Raw genomic sequence first — 14,685 nt, forward strand, 5'->3', positions numbered from 1 at the left:
GAGTACTCTGCGCGACGTCCGCCCCCGTGGGGTGGGAAACACCCCACAGGGGCGGGGAAGCGCCGGAAAAAAGTCACTCCCGGGTCTGTCGGCGGACATCGACGTCCGGATGCGTCAGCAGGTGTCCGTACCGGTCCCGCCAGGGGGCCGCCTCCTCCACCTGGGCGCTCAGCGCGATCAGTACGGCCTCGTCGGCGGGGCGGCCGACGAGCTGGACGCCGACGGGAATCCGGCCGCCGTCGGTCCAGAACAGCGGAAGGCTGACGGCCGGCTGCCCCGTCATGTTGTACGGACTGGTGAACGCGCTGAACGCACTCTGCCGGTGCAGGTTCACCATCGGGTCGCCCGACTCGTCGAAGTGCTCGACGCGCTGCGGGAGCGTCGCGAGAGTCGGGGTGAGCACGATGTCGTAACTCCGTGTCGCACGGATCGCGCGTCGCGCCGCACCCTGCATCCCGGTGACCGCCGCGGCGAACTGCTCGCCCGACACCCCGCGCCCGTACTCCCGCCAGGCGCGGGTCACCGGCCGGAGCAGGGCCTCCTGTTCCGCCGCCGGCGGACGCCCGAGGGCCTGCACACCCCATGCGGTCACGAAGTGCCCCGAGATCTCGGGTCCGAACGGCGTGGGTATGTCCTCCACGATGTGTCCCAGGCTCTCCAGCAGGTGGGAGGCCTGCTCCCAGGCGGCCAGGCACGCCGGGTCCACGGTGACGCCCTCGGCGGCCGGTGTCGCGTACCGGCCGATGCGCAGCCGTCCGGGAGACCGGTCGGCATGGCTCAGGAACGTCTCGCCGTCCGGCAGCGGCGGCGCCCAGTGCGGATCGCCCGGTTCGGGCCCCGCCAGTACATCGAGCAGGGCCGCCGCGTCACGGACCGTCCGGGCCAGCGGGCCCTGCACGGCGAGGCCGGTGACCTCGGCGCCGTTCGGGCCCGAACTGACCCGGCCCCGCGAGGGCTTGAGGCCGACCAGCCCGCAGACGCTCGCGGGGATCCGGATCGAGCCGCCGCCGTCACTGGCATGCGCGACGGGGACCAGTCCCAGCGCCACGGCCACCGCGGCCCCGCCGCTCGACCCACCGGCCGAGAGCGCCGGATCCCAGGGATTGCGGGCCGGTCCCGCCAAATCGTTGTCCGTGTAGCAGCAGCAGCCGAATTCGGGGGTGTTCGTCTTCCCGAGGCTGATGGTGCCTGCCGCGCGCATCCGGGTCACACTGTGGGCGTCGGTGTCGGGGACATGACCGGCGAAGGCCTTCGACCCGTACGTGGTCGGTATCCCGGCCGTGTCGACGAGGTCCTTGACCGCGGTAGGCACCCCGAACAGCGCCGACGCGTCCCCGGCAGGCTGCTCCTGGAGAGCGGCAGCACCGGAGAGTGCCGCCTCGGGCGTCCGTGTCAGGAAGGCGCCGAAGCGTTCGTCGTACCGTTCCACCCGGGCGAGGTGATGGCGCACGAGGTCCAGTGGGCCCAACTCGCCCTTCCGTACGGCGGCGGCCTGTTCGAGTGCGGTGAGTTCGTGGGGCTGAGTCGGGGTCACGCGGTGTTCCCTTCCTGGGCGGCGGACTTCATCTCGGCGACCTGCCGGGCGACGGCCTCCTCGTGGGCCCGGAGGTCGCGCCGGGCATCACGCGGCCGCCACCGGCCGGACATGACGAAGACGAACGGCAGGAACAGCACCTGCCCGCCCAGACACACCCACCACCAGGTCTGCCACTTGCCCGGGTTGTCGGCACTGGCCTGCTTCACCTCGTTGCCGTGCTCACGCAGGATCTTCAGCTGCGGGGCCGCCTCCCGCACTGTACGCAACCGCTCCGCACCGACCTCCTTCTCCGCACGGGTGAGCAGCGAGGGGGGCACCTTGCCCGGTGCGTACGCGTCGAGTTCCGCGAAGAGTTCGGGATGCGCCCCGGTCACCGCGAGCGCCGGGGCGGCCTGGACCGAGGCCTGTTCGACGGCCGGTCCGTATTCGATGAGCGGGGTCACGGTATTCACCACGAGCGGCACGAAGGCGGCGGACAGGGCCACCGTGATGCGGACGGTCCAGCCCCAGATGGCGAGTCCCATCGCGGTGGCGGCCGGGTTGTGCCGTTCCACCGTCTCGGTGAAGCCTGCCATCCACGGTGAGTAGGCGATTCCGCTGGTCACGCCGATGCCCGCGACGATCAGAGCGAACGTGTAGTAACCGGTGTGGGCCTCCGTGGTGCGCAGGGTGAACCACAAGGTGAAGCCGATGGACCCGAGTCCGCCCGCGAGCATGAACGGCTTGCGCACACGCAACCGGTCGGAGACCAGACCCGCCACGACGAGCGCGACCGCGTTCGCTCCCCAGTACCAGTTCAGGAGGGCATTGGCGCGCTGTGCCGAGTAGCCGAAGGTCGTCGCGAAGTAGAGCACGAAGTTGCCGACGGCGGCGTAGTAGAGGAGCAGGTACAGGCTGATCGCGACGGCCGAACCGACGACGTCGAGGCGCAGCATCTGGCTCCACTGGCCGCGCAGTGCGGAGTCGGTGTCGATTCCCTTGGCACGGGCCTCGACCAGTGCCCGGTCCCGCAGACTCACCATGATCTGATCGCGCAGGGCCGGAGCGAGTTCGCGCAGGCCGAACAGGGCGACGACGAACAGGACAAGCCCGCTGATCCCGGCGAAGCGGATCTCGTCCTGCCAGGTGGTGGCGCCACCGTAGGTGCGCGAGGTGACGGCGGTGACGACGAGGCTGCCGATGATCGGGCCCATGGTCCAGTAGCCCATGGCGGAGGCGCGGCCCAACTGGGGCGAGAAGTCCCGGATGAGAGCGGGGGTGGCCACCAGGATCATGCCCTCGACGAGTGCGACGGCGCAGTAGACGATCAGATAGCTCAGCTTGCCCGGCGCGTTGGGCAGCACGAACGTGGTGAGCAGGCCGACCGCGAGGAGCCCGTAGACCACGATGTTGGCCCGGCCCCATCGGTCCGCGAGACCGGCCACCAGCGAGGAGAAGGCTCCCACCGCGTTGGCGGCCACCGAGATGTACACGAAGTACAGGAACGTCATGTGGTACTGGCTGATGACGGCGGTCGAGACCGCGTACTGGATGTACAGCTGGTAGTAGAGGACGATCGTGACGAGCACGACGATCACCAGGTACCAGTGCCGTGCGCCGCGTTCGGGGTAGTGGTCCAGTCGTCGCGCGCCCAGGCCCCGCAGTGCCGACGGCGCCTTCCTGACCGTGCCCGGCTCCGTCGCCGGTGGCGAAATCGACACCTTGCCTCCCAGTGCTGTTCAGCGGCACGCCGCGGTGCGTGCCCGCCGGGCGCGAGGCTAGTACCGACCAGTCGGTACGCAGAAGGGGTCGGGCGGAACTTTTGTACGGACGGCGCCGGAGGCGGCGAGGGCTCACGCGTCGTGGCGTGGTCGGGAGGAGGGGCGCGCAAGGGCACGTGCGGAACGTCGTCGGGTACGTGTCCGGGAACGCGCGGACGGCCGGTACCTCGCCCCCGAGGTACCGGCCGCTCCCGCACTGCTGACGGGCTTCAGGCCGCCTGTTTCTTCATGGACGTCAGGTGGGCGAACACGACAACGTTGGCCGCGTATCCGCTCTTCTTGTCGAAGCGTCCACCGCACGTCATGAGTCTCAGCTCCGGACGTTTGGTGGTCCCGTACACCTTGTCGTCCGGGAACTTGTCCTTCGTGTAGGTCTTCACCTCATCGATGGTGAACACCGCGGTGCGCCGGTCGGCCCTGGTGACCTTCACCGTGTCACCCCGGTGCAGCGCGTTGAGGTTGAGGAAGATCGCCGGCCCTGTCTCGGTGTCTCGGTGCCCGACGATCAGGGACGTCCCCGCGTCCCCGGGCGACGGGCCGTTCCGGTACCAGCCCACCACCTTCGGCTTGCTCAGCGGCGGGGCACCGAGATGTCCCTTGCCGTCGAGTCCGAGGCCCACGACAGAGGCCTCGATGAAGATGCCGGGCACCGTGATCTTCACCGGTCTTGAGGGCGACAGGGGTGCGTGCGGAGCCCCTCGCTTCGGGAGGTCGCCGCCGCCCGCGGAGTCGGCGCCGTGGGCGGCGGAGGCCGACGGGTCGTCGGACGAGCCGGAACTCGCCCAGACGATGCCGGTCATCAGCGAGGAGAACACGCACAGTGTCATCGTGAGACGGCACGCCCGAGTCGGCCCCCGTCGTCGCCGTCGACGTCGACTGCGGGCGTTATGCCTCGTTGCGGGCACGGCGGCGTGCGGCTCGGCGGACCAGGATCAGCCCCGCGGCCCCGGCCGCCCCGACGGCCAGCGCGGCCGTCGTCCCGACGTTCGAGTCGCTCTCGGAGCTGAGGTCCGTCATGTCCGGCACGCCACCGCCGCCGGCGGGCACCCCACCGGACGGCTTCTCGTAGTTCGACTCGGCACCGGACGCGGACGAGTCACGGCCACCGTTGCTGTCCGCGCGGCCACCGTTGGTGGGCTTGGAGCAGTCCACCCGGAAGCTCTTCTGCTTCGGGCCCGCCGGGACGATCCACACGAGCTGGTACGTGCCCTCCGGGAGCAGGTACTCCTGGCTGCGCGCCGAGCCGTTCACGAGCGGCAGTGTGCTCTGGAGGGTGTCGCCCGGGGGGACGGTCGGCGGCTGCGCGGTGATCGTCCAGGGAACGGCCGGGAACGACTCGAAGTTGCTGGCGGAGAGGACGAACTTGCAGACCTCGACCCCGTCGCCGCCGTGCGAGTTCCAGCCGACCGAGCGGACGTCGATGTCGCCGCTGTCGCCGGGAGCGGCGTAGGCGGTGGATGCCCCGGCCAGCGTCGCTCCGGCGATGGCGACCGCGGCGGCCACTGCGCCACCCGCACGGATGCTGCGGGACCGGACGGAAGCGGAAATACGCATGCTGAGCTCCTTCAAACCAGGATGATTGTCGTACTGATCGATTGATCGCCTAAGAGATGGCATGGATTGCCGCAGAAATATGCCGTAACACTCCGAAAAAGGATGACAAGTACCCTGAGTAGCCGATAGCGGGCCATGGCGGGAGGGGTGAGCGGGGTGACGTGGGCGTGTTTCGGGCCCTCGTGGCGGCCGGTCGGGTCGCCGCGTCATCGGTCAGGTGCGTGTCAATAAGTGACGATCGGTCCCGGCGTCATCAGGAGGCCGCTCGGTTCCCGTGCGGCCATGTACCTTCCCGTCGCTTCTTCCTGACGTACGGAAAGGTCTTGCTCCGTCACCGTCCGGCCTGCGTGGGGGGCGTCTCTCGTGTGTGTCGTACGTGTGCCGGGGGCCCGGCCTTCACGATCTCAACCCGCCCTCGACGGAAGGTAGTTGGTGTAGGGCGGCGACCCGGATGCGTGTGCACGTGGAGCGGGGCATTGGGCGGGCGTGCGGAGGGCGGCCAGGAGCCGACGGGCGTGGATTCATGCGCCTCGGGCGGGCGGCCGCATCCGCGAGCCGAGCCCGGCCGAGGCGCTGTCCATGACGGAGGCGAACCGCACCTCGGCCGCCGCTCGCGCGGCGCCAAGCGGGTGACGTTCAGGCGCCCGGAAGGAAGAGGCAGAACGGATGGCCGTGCGGGTCGCGGAGGACCCGCACACCCTCCTGGGGCTGGTGGTCCTCCACCGTCGCGCCCAGGGCGCACGCCCGCCCGGTCTCCGCCTCCAAGTCGTCCACCTGCAGATCCAGGTGCGCCTGCATCTGCTGAGTGCCCGGTCGCTGCGGCCAGGCCGGGGGAGTGTGATCGGTCTCCAACTGGAAGCTGAGGCCCGGGCGTTCCTGTTCCGGAGCCCGCAGGCGGACCCACTCCGGCTGCCGGTCGACCTCTTCCCAGCCGAGCAGTGCCCGGTAGAAGTCGGCCAGTGCCGGAGGATCGGGAGTACCGAGTACGAAGGCACCGAGTGTTGTCGTCATGCCTCCAACCCTGCCCCCGCCGTGCGCCCGCGCGCATCCCACCGCAGCCACTCTGCCGGACCCGGCCGCCCGTGGCCCCGACGATGTCTGCTCAGGCGCTCATGGTCCCGAAGGCGCGGATTCAGGCGCCCACGGTTCCGTCGACGCCCTCACGCAGAAAGTCCGCGTGTCCGTTGTGCCTGCCGTACTCCAGGAGGACGTGCACCATCACCATCCGCAGTGACACGTCCTCGTCCCACCTCGGCTGACGCCCGGTCCGGTCCAGGGACTCGGCCTCCTGCTCGATACGGCGCGATCGCTCCACCTCGGCCTCCCACGCTCCGAACGCCTCGGCCCTGGTCGAGGCGCTGGCGTCGTAAGCCGCCTGGAAGTCGATCTTGTCGGACCAGACCATGGGAGCGTCGTTGTCCTCGAAGACCCGGCGGAACCATGTGCGCTCCACCTCGGCCATATGCCGCACCAGACCGAGCAACGAGAGCGTGGACGGAGGCATGGACGTCTGCCGCAGCTCCTCGTCGGTGAGCCCTTCGCACTTCATGGCGAGGGTCGCGCGGTGGTAGTCGAGGAACGCCCGCAGCATTTCACGTTCACTGCCGATGCTGGGCGGTCCTATGCGGTTGTCGCTGGTCACTTGGCCGTGCTCCTCGTCCGTGCCGGTGTGGGGGGCCAGTATCCACGCCCGCCGCGTGGCCGCATGTGGGAACAAGCGGTGACAGCGCCCACGCACTCGCATCGCCGGGGCCCCGCCCGGCGGGCGGGGCCGGGCGGGTGACCGAGGACCGTCCCGTGCGGTCGAGGAGCGGACCGACCACCTCGGTGAAGCCGTCCATGAGAGGCCGCGCCGCAGTTCTGCCGCCCGGTCGCCCCAATAGCCCCAGTAGCCCCGGTAGTCCCGGCAGTCCGGCGTGCCCGGCCGGAAGAGCGCGTCGGCGCGGTTCGGCCGTAAATCGATACGCTCCGCGAGTTGCCGCATGCGCATAGTCAGCCGCACCATGGAGGTCTCGTCAGGAGGCCGACCCGTCCGGCCTCGCGACCGGGGACGGAAGGGTGCCGCGTATGCCCAGGTACTTCGAGAACGCCGCCGGTGAACTCGTCCCCGACGCACTGTCCGGCTTCGCGCGGGCACATGCGGACCTCGTGGCGTATGACGGCGCCGACGGATTCTTCACCGCCCGGAACCCGGCGCCGACCCGGCGCGTGGGACTGCTCTCGGGCGGTGGATCGGGACACGAGCCGCTGCACGCGGGGTTTGTCGGCGCGGGCATGCTCGACGCCGCCTGCCCCGGGAGGGTCTTCGCCTCGCCGCACAACCGGCAGATCTTCCGGGCGTCCCGCGCGGTGGCCGGGCCGCAAGGCGTGCTGCACATCGTGAAGAACTACACGGGGGACCGGATCAACTTCGGTATCGCGGCCGAGCGGCTCGCCGATGCGGGGATCACCTGCGCGCGGGTTCTCGTCGACGACGACCTCGCATCCGACTCGGAGGAGATCGCTGCCGGGCGCCGCGGCACGGGCGCCGCGGTACTGGTGGAGAAGGTCCTCGGTGGTGCGGCGGACGCGGGGCGGGGGCTCGACGAACTGGTGGCGATCGGCGCCGCCGTGGCCGGTCGGTGCCGGACCCTGGCCGTCGCTTCCGCCGCCCACCACGCACCGGTCACCGGCGAGCCGGCGTTCCGGCTGCGCCCCGGCGAACTGGAGTACGGCGTCGGGATCCACGGCGAGCGTGCCGACCGCACCCGGCCGCAGGGGCCGGTGGGCGAACTGGTGGACGACATGGCGGGTGCCCTCCTCGACGAGCTGCGCCCCGGGCCCGATGAGCCGGTCGTCGCCCTGGTCAATGGTCTGGGGTCCGTCACCTCGCTCGAGCTGTACGGCATCTTCGGTGAGCTGGGCCGGGTCCTCGACGCCCGGAAGGTGCGTCTCGCACGGCACCTCGTCGGCGACTACGTCACGGCGCTCGACATGCGGGGCTTTTCCCTGACGCTCATGGTCGCCGACCAGGACACGCTGGACTTCTACGACGCGCCGGTCCACACCCCGGCACTGCGATGGTGAGCGACCGGTTCGCCGGTTCCCCGGCGGCCCGTGACAGGAGCGGAAGCGGAAGCAGGAGGACGGCGCCATGACAACCGCCACTTTCGACGGCACGCAGACCCGTGACTGGATGCTTCGCTTCACTGGAACGGTGTACGCCACCGAAGCCGAGCTGACATCGCTCGACCAGCAGGCGGGTGACGGCGACTTCGGGACCAATCTCGCGGCCGGCGTTCGGGCCGCCGGGCCGCTTCTCGACCGGATGGACGGGGCGGCCGGGCCCGCGGATGCCCTGGGGGCCATGGCCACTGCCTTCCTCGACGAGATCGGTGGGACGAGCGGCCCACTGTTCGGTCTGCTGTTCCAGGCCATGAGCCGGGCCGCAGCGGGTGCGGACGGGGCCGAGCTGAACTCGGCCGCCCTCGCGCACGGCACGGAGCAGGGACTCGCCGCCATACGCCGTGTGGGTGACGCCTCGCCCGGGGACAAGACGCTGGTCGACGCACTGACTCCGGCCGCTGCCGCGTTGCGGGCGGCGGGGGGCGCGCCGCCCCCAACGGCTCTGGCCTACGCCGCGGACGGTGCGTGGCGGGGGGTACGGGACACTGCGTCGCTGACCGCGCGCATGGGCCGGGCGAGCTACCTGGGTGAACGGGCGACAGGCGTCCCGGACCCCGGAGCGGTGGGCATCGCCCTGTTCTTCGCCTCCGCAGCCGGTGCTGTGCAGGCACTGTCGTCCCACCTGGCGACCGGGTGACCGCCTGTCCCCCGGAGCGCTCGCCCACCCAGGCCTGATCTACGCGCCGATCCGGCTACGGGCCCACCGCACCAGCTCGCGGTCGGCGAGGCTGGTGACCCACAGGTCGGCCGGATCGGCATCCGAGCCCTGTGGGGGCGTTCCGATGCCGATGACGCGAAGGCCCGCCCTGTGGGCCGATTCCATGCCGGTGATCGAGTCCTCCACGGCCAGGGCCTCTTCGGGCGGCACGCCGCAGAGGCGGGCGGCCACTCTGTAGACGTCGGGCTCCGGCTTCGGCCGTACGTCCGCGCCTGCGACCACCACGTGGCCGAAGGAGCTCAGGAGGCCGGCCCGGTCGAGGCACGACTCCACCATCTCCCGGGGGCAGTTGCTCGCCACCGCGATCGGGAGGTGGCGAGCGGCCAGCCTGACCAGCGCGGCGGCGCCCGGCATGGTCACCGGATCCTGGTCCACCAGTGCGGTGAACGTGGTGAGGAGCGTGCCGGCCAGATCGTCCGCCAGGTCCGGCTTTCCGGTCTCGTTGGCCATGAGCGCGCCGCACTCGCTGTAGTGCACCCCCTTGGCGCGGTCGGCGAATCCGGCCGGCGGATTGAGACCGAACATCCGGAAGGTGATGTTCCGGGCCTCCTGCCAGTGTCGTTCCGTGTCCATCAGGGTTCCGTCGCAGTCGAAGACGATGGCGGACGGCGACCATAAAAGGATGTTTCGAGCTGTCATGTCATTGCCGTTCTCGGAGGCTGCGCCGACCGGTGCATTGCGTGGACGCAGGCGGGCACACGTGTGCCGGGATATGGGTGATCCCACTCGCGGAAATGAGAGGGGACGGGCGATGCCGCACGGATGCTGTGGCCGCCCGGCCGTGTCTGGGCACTCCGCGGCGGACGTGCATCGTGGCTTTCGGCCGCAGCCGAAAACATCGTGACCGTTACGTTAATTTGACGCCGCCGATTTCCGCAATCACCAATTCGAGTGCATGGAGGCACCCGCGATCGAGGGTGACCGCTGCCCGTCAGTGCGGCGCTGCGCGCACCCGCGGCGCCCGAAATGCGGTCAACGTGCCTGGTGAGCGGTGCCCTTGGGGTGCCGCGGGATGCGGTGGACGGAGCGGCCGCGCTCTAGAGAAACGATTCTGCTCAGCGGAGCCACAGATTGTGTGAATATGCTCCCGCCCGCGCATGTGCGACGAATAATAAGATCTTCGCGCGATGCGACTGCGTCCTCCGTGGGGGAGGGCCCGGAACCTCCCGTCGTGGCGCTGGTACATGTGAGCGAAGGTGGAGCTGAAGTGCAGGAAAGGGCGCGTGCGACCCGCAGAGTGCTGTTGGAGTCGGCGGCACATCTATTTGTCGAACGGGGATATGTGGGAACGAGTGTCAATGACATAAGTGATCACTCGGGAAAGACCAGCGGGGCCATCTATTTCCATTACTCGAGCAAGGAGAAACTTGCGCTGGCAGTGGCCCGCGAACAGTTCGCCACCTGGCCCGAACTGGCAGCCGCCTACGCCGCGCCCGGAATTCCCCCGCTCGAGAAGCTGGTCGCGCTGAGTTTCGGTGTCGCGCGTTCCCTCAGTGAGGACGTCGTGGCGCGCGCGGGCGTGCGGCTGTGGGCGGAACGCCACGGCATCGAGGCCGCAGTTCCCACACCCTTCGACGCCTGGGCGTCGGCCGCCACCAGACTTCTCGCCGAGGCCCGCGCGAGGGGAGAACTCGCGGCGGAAGTCGAGCCGTCGGCGGCGGCCGTGACACTCGTGTGCGCGTTCTTCGGGCTCTGCGTGCTGACCGACGACCTGCCGGGCGGGCGGGGCTGGAGGGAGCGGCTCGACCAGTGGTGGCTGCTGATACTGAAGTCCCTGCAGGCGGACCCGGACCCGGCCGCCCTACTGGTCCGTGCACGTGCCCATGTCGAGCCCCATCCCACCTCCCGGTGACGACCGGCACCGCGATCGGGGCAGGGTGGGGTCAGGGCAGGATGGAGTCGACGTAGCCGCCGTCGACCCGGAGCGCCCCGCCGGTGGTGGCGGAGGCATAGGTGGAGCTGAGGTAGACCACCATGTTGGCGATTTCCTCGGGTTCGATGAGGCGCTGGATGAGGGACTGGGGGCGATGCCGGACCATGAACCGGTGCTGGGCCTCGTCCCAGGGAAGGTCGTCACCGACGAGCTCGCGGACGAACTCCTCCACGCCTTCGGTGTGGGTGGGACCGGCGATCACGGAGTTGACGGTGACGCCGGTACCGGCGGCCGCCTTCGCGAAACCACGACTGACCGCGAGCAGTGAGGTCTTGGTCATGCCGTAGTGGATCATCTCGGCCGGGACGACGATCGCCGAGTCGCTCGCGAGCGAGAGGACGCGGCCCCAGCCCCGATCCTGCATGCCGGGCAGGTAGGCGCGGATCAGGCGTACGGCGGCGAGGACGTTGACCTCGAAGTAGCGGCGCCACTGCTCGTCGTCGATCTCCAGCGGCGGTGTCGGGCCGAAGATACCGAGGTTGTTGACCAGGATGTCCACCCGCGGGAGGACGTCGAGGACGGCCCGGGTGCCGGCCTCGTCGGCGAGGTCGCCGGGGGCGGCCAGGATGTCGTCGTTGCCGGTCTCGGAACGGAGTTGCCGGACTGTTCGCTCGACGCGTTCACTGCCCCGTCCGTTGACCGCGACACGCGCACCGGCGCGGGCCAGTCCCGTCGCGATGGCGTGGCCGATGCCCTGGGTCGACGCGGTGACGAGGGCCGTTCGTCCGGACAGGTCGATGTGCACAGTTGATGCCCTTCTCGACGGGGAGGCGGGGTGGGTGCTTCGTACCGGTGCTGCGTACCGGGACGGCGTCCCCGGGCCGCCGCCCGCCGTCCCGGGGTGCTGACGGGATGCCGGGCCCTGCCGGTGCCGGACGTTCCGCGTCCGCCGACGACCGGGACGGCCCCGCGGGAGGTCTGGTCGGTTGTCCTCACCCTCGCACCGACGGAGCGGGAGCGGGGAGGCGACGCGCGGGGTTCGTTACCCGGGACTCGCCCCGTGATGTGCCGGAGCCCTCGGCCCGGCGGACCGTGCCGGTCGGCGGCCTGAAGGCTGTCCCGTGGTCCCTGGTGGATCAGCGCGCGGCGTCGGACGCGGTGCATCGCAGGGCGGAGGGGCGTCCGCGTACTGGATGTATTCGGGCGTTCCGACAACACGTTGGGGCGCCGTAGTCGGCGTCATGCGCCCGCCGGGGACCAACGGGACAGCCCTCAGCGGGCGGCGAGCCGCTCCATCAGGGTGGCACTGCGCGCCAGTAGCTCCCGCTCCTCGGCGGTGAGTTCGGCCTCGATGGCCTGGGCGAGCCAGCCGGCCCTGCGGCCGCGTTCGGCATCGAGCGCGGCGCGTCCCGCGGGGGAGAGCTCGACCAGGGACTTGCGTCCGTCCGTGGGGTGCGCCCGTCGGGTGACGAGGCCCTGTTCCATCAGCAGCCCGACGGCGCGGGCCATCGACTGGGGTCGCACGCGCTGATCCACCGCGAGATCGCTGGTGGTCATGGCGCCGTCGCGGTCCAGCGCGCCGAGCGCGGAGACCTGGCCGTGCGGAATTCGATCCTCGTGCTTCACACGCCGTGTGAGCTTGCCCATCGCGGTACGCAGTTCGATGGCGACGGCGGCAGGTTCCGGGGTGTGCATAGGGCACTTTAACGCGCGGCGACAAGTCGACAGTGCACCCCTCCTGTACAGCCTGTACGGAGGACCTGTGCACCCGAACTGTGCAGCTGTTCTGTACAGCGGACCTGTACAGCAAATCTGAACAGCATTGCTGTACAGTTGCGGCTGTCGCGGCACGCGCCAGCGTTGTCGCAGCAGAGCCGCGGCGTGCAGCAACGGGAAGGATCTCCCATGGCTTCCAAGTCAGTTGAGCTCACCGCCATCCAGTCGGTCGCCGCCCGCCGGGTCCTCGACAGTCGGGGCAACCCCACCGTCGAGGCCGATGTCCTCCTGGGGGACGGATCCCTCGGCCGGGCCGCGGTTCCCTCCGGAGCCTCCACCGGTGCACGGGAAGCCGTGGAGTTGCGCGACGGCGACCCCGGGCGCTGGCACGGCAAGGGCGTCGATCGCGCGGTCGCCCACGTCAACGGCGAGATCGCCTCGGTGGTCGTGGGCCGGGACGCCGATGACCAGGCGGGCCTCGATGCCGCACTCGTCGCGCTCGACGGCACCTCCAACAAGTCCCGGCTCGGAGCCAACGCGCTACTCGGTGTCTCGCTCGCCGCCGCCAAGGCCGCCGCGGCGGCTCACCGGCAGCCGCTGTACCGCTACCTCGGCGGTGCCGACGCCCGCCTCCTCCCGCTGCCGATGATGAACATCGTCAACGGCGGCGCCCACGCGGACAATCCGCTGGACTTCCAGGAGTTCATGATCGCGCCGGTGGGTGCGGAGACCTTCGCGGAGGCCGTCCGCATGGGCTCCGAGATCTTCCATACGCTGCGCCGTGACCTGCTGGCCGCCGGCCACTCCACGGGCGTCGGCGACGAGGGTGGCTTCGCACCCGCGCTGCGCACGGCGGAGGAGGCGCTCGACTTCGTCACGGCAGCCATCGAACGCGCCGGGTACCGGCCTGGTGCGGACATCGGCCTGATCATGGATCCGGCCACATCGGAGTTCTTCCACGACGGTGCGTACGTGTACGAGGGCGAAGGCGTACGTCGTACCCCGGCCGAACAGGTCGACTACCTGGCCAAGCTGGTCGACTCGTATCCGATCGTCTCCATCGAGGACCCGATGGCCGAGGACGACCTGGATGGCTGGCGGGCGCTGACCGCCCGCGTCGGTGACCGCTGCCAGCTCACCGGCGACGACGTCTTCTGCACGAACGAGGAACTGCTGCGCGAGGGCATCCGCACGGGTGTCGGCAACTCGGTCCTGGTCAAGGTGAACCAGATCGGCACCCTGACCGAGGCCCTCGCCGCGGTCACCACGGCGCACCGCGCGGGCTGGACGGCCGTCATGTCGCACCGCTCCGGCGAGACGGAGGACACCACGATCGCGGACCTGGCGGTGGCGACGGGCTGCGGCCAGATCAAGACCGGCTCGCTCTCCCGGTCCGACCGTACGGCGAAGTACAACCAGCTCATCAGGATCGAGGAGGAGTTGGGCGCATCGGCGCAGTACGCGGGCGGATCGGTGCTGCACCGCCCATAGGCCTCGGTACCCGAGATAGCGACGGGCCACACGATAAAACACTTCGGCCCATGCACACCAGGGTGAGGTGCGGCTGCGGATCAGGGGCGGTGGTAGCTGTCGTAGTAGCCGCCGACCTGCTCGTGGTATCCGGCATCGCCGACATGCTTGTCCTTGTCGAACTCGGGGGAGTCCTTGATCTGGTCCTTGGTGAGGTCGACGAAGATCTTGCGCTCGGCCTGGTCGACGGTCCGTACGGTGCCGGCCGGCAGCAGGACGTGCTTGCCGAAGATCCAGACACCGGTATCGACCACGAGGTACGCGGAGTTGACGTCGTCCGAGTGCTTGTCGACCTTGCCGATGCTTCCGTCGGTGGCCTCGACCTTGTAGCCGATGAGATCGGTACCAGCCGTGTGACCCGCGGTCGGCTTGTAGCCCCAGATGTTGTCACTCATAAGTTGCTCCCTCATTGAATAACTCGCTCTCCACCGTCGGAACAGTGGAGTCGGATGGCGTCTCCGAAATATCCGGTGACGCGCTCTCGGAAGTTCGCGTGCCCTGCACCCTCGGCCCTACACATTCATATGCCGAGAGATTTTTTTCTGGGAAGAACACATGAGGGTGGGCCGCGACGTAGATTTCTCGCGGCCCACCCTCACGGAACCCCGGCTCAGGACACTCCGGCGCTGAAACCTGTTTACCAGCGGTACCAGCGGCCTCGCTTTCCGCCACTGGCCGCAGGTCGGATTATGAAGCCGAGCAGCCATACCACCAGCACGATGACAGCGATCCACCACAGCGCCTTGAGTGCGAATCCGGCACCGAAGAGGATCAGGGCGAGCAGTAGAACCAGAATGATGGGAACCATGATTATCAACCTCCGAGATGGCAG

At 69.7% G+C, this 14,685-nt stretch carries 15 protein-coding genes; 4 read left to right on the forward strand and 11 right to left on the reverse strand.

Annotated elements, in window-relative coordinates; all coding sequences use genetic code 11:
• Positions 1 to 73: 73 nt before the first annotated feature.
• From ACFVJX_RS01240 to ACFVJX_RS01265, 6 genes are all read right to left on the reverse strand, one after another.
• Positions 74 to 1,534 carry an amidase gene (locus ACFVJX_RS01240; RefSeq protein ID WP_384123435.1) on the reverse strand — a complete coding sequence of 487 codons (1,461 nt, stop codon included), beginning with the start codon at positions 1,532 to 1,534 and terminating at the stop codon, positions 74 to 76.
• Positions 1,531 to 3,237 (reverse strand): MFS transporter, encoded by a 1,707-nt coding sequence (locus ACFVJX_RS01245; RefSeq protein WP_384123433.1) that lies wholly within the window; start codon positions 3,235 to 3,237, stop codon positions 1,531 to 1,533. The genes ACFVJX_RS01240 and ACFVJX_RS01245 overlap by 4 nt, the downstream gene beginning before the upstream one ends.
• Before the next feature lie 269 nt (positions 3,238 to 3,506).
• Positions 3,507 to 4,124, reverse strand: coding sequence for a class F sortase (locus ACFVJX_RS01250; protein WP_384123431.1), 618 nt, complete (start codon positions 4,122 to 4,124; stop codon positions 3,507 to 3,509).
• Positions 4,125 to 4,182: 58 nt separating this feature from the next.
• Entirely contained in the window at positions 4,183 to 4,851 is a 669-nt protein-coding gene (locus tag ACFVJX_RS01255) for a hypothetical protein (protein ID WP_384123429.1), read from the reverse strand.
• A 636-nt stretch (positions 4,852 to 5,487) separates the two neighbouring features.
• The gene (locus ACFVJX_RS01260; RefSeq protein WP_384123427.1) at positions 5,488 to 5,862 is read right to left on the reverse strand and encodes a VOC family protein; all 375 of its coding nucleotides are present in this window, start codon (positions 5,860 to 5,862) and stop codon (positions 5,488 to 5,490) included.
• Between the two features lie 121 nt (positions 5,863 to 5,983).
• Positions 5,984 to 6,493, reverse strand: coding sequence for a DinB family protein (locus ACFVJX_RS01265; protein ID WP_384123425.1), 510 nt, complete (start codon positions 6,491 to 6,493; stop codon positions 5,984 to 5,986).
• Positions 6,494 to 6,918: 425 nt separating this feature from the next.
• Between ACFVJX_RS01265 and ACFVJX_RS01270 the strand changes: the two genes are divergently transcribed.
• Positions 6,919 to 7,917 carry a dihydroxyacetone kinase subunit DhaK gene (locus tag ACFVJX_RS01270; RefSeq protein ID WP_384123423.1) on the forward strand — a complete coding sequence of 333 codons (999 nt, stop codon included), beginning with the start codon at positions 6,919 to 6,921 and terminating at the stop codon, positions 7,915 to 7,917.
• A gap of 67 nt (positions 7,918 to 7,984) precedes the next feature.
• Complete coding sequence (gene dhaL, locus ACFVJX_RS01275; protein ID WP_385743393.1) at positions 7,985 to 8,653, forward strand: dihydroxyacetone kinase subunit DhaL; 669 nt, start codon at positions 7,985 to 7,987, stop codon at positions 8,651 to 8,653.
• A gap of 39 nt (positions 8,654 to 8,692) precedes the next feature.
• On the opposite strand, the gene ACFVJX_RS01280 is transcribed toward dhaL, so the two are convergent.
• Entirely contained in the window at positions 8,693 to 9,373 is a 681-nt protein-coding gene (locus tag ACFVJX_RS01280; RefSeq protein ID WP_384123419.1) for an HAD family hydrolase, read from the reverse strand.
• 568 nt (positions 9,374 to 9,941) lie between these two features.
• Here ACFVJX_RS01280 and ACFVJX_RS01285 point away from each other — a divergent pair.
• Positions 9,942 to 10,586, forward strand: a complete 645-nt coding sequence (locus tag ACFVJX_RS01285; protein WP_384123730.1) for a ScbR family autoregulator-binding transcription factor — start codon at positions 9,942 to 9,944, stop codon at positions 10,584 to 10,586.
• Between the two features lie 31 nt (positions 10,587 to 10,617).
• Here the strand turns inward: ACFVJX_RS01285 and ACFVJX_RS01290 are convergent, their stop codons facing one another.
• Complete coding sequence (locus tag ACFVJX_RS01290; protein ID WP_384123417.1) at positions 10,618 to 11,412, reverse strand: SDR family NAD(P)-dependent oxidoreductase; 795 nt, start codon at positions 11,410 to 11,412, stop codon at positions 10,618 to 10,620.
• 467 nt (positions 11,413 to 11,879) lie between these two features.
• A complete protein-coding gene (locus ACFVJX_RS01295; RefSeq protein ID WP_384123415.1) occupies positions 11,880 to 12,302 on the reverse strand; it encodes a MarR family winged helix-turn-helix transcriptional regulator in 423 nt (140 codons plus the stop codon).
• Positions 12,303 to 12,512: 210 nt separating this feature from the next.
• On the opposite strand from ACFVJX_RS01295, the gene eno reads away from it, so the two are divergent.
• Positions 12,513 to 13,814: a phosphopyruvate hydratase gene (gene eno, locus ACFVJX_RS01300; protein ID WP_384123413.1), complete on the forward strand. Its 1,302-nt coding sequence runs from the start codon at positions 12,513 to 12,515 to the stop codon at positions 13,812 to 13,814.
• 80 nt (positions 13,815 to 13,894) lie between these two features.
• Here eno and ACFVJX_RS01305 read toward each other — a convergent pair whose 3' ends face one another.
• Positions 13,895 to 14,248, reverse strand: coding sequence for a PRC-barrel domain-containing protein (locus ACFVJX_RS01305; protein ID WP_384123411.1), 354 nt, complete (start codon positions 14,246 to 14,248; stop codon positions 13,895 to 13,897).
• A 242-nt stretch (positions 14,249 to 14,490) separates the two neighbouring features.
• On the reverse strand, positions 14,491 to 14,661 hold the full coding sequence (locus tag ACFVJX_RS01310) for a hydrophobic protein (protein ID WP_384123409.1): 171 nt from the start codon (positions 14,659 to 14,661) through the stop codon (positions 14,491 to 14,493).
• Between the last annotated feature and the right edge of the window lie 24 nt (positions 14,662 to 14,685).

Origin of the sequence: Streptomyces sp. NPDC127177, assembly GCF_042672475.1 — a bacterium.
Taxonomy (GTDB): domain Bacteria; phylum Actinomycetota; class Actinomycetes; order Streptomycetales; family Streptomycetaceae; genus Streptomyces.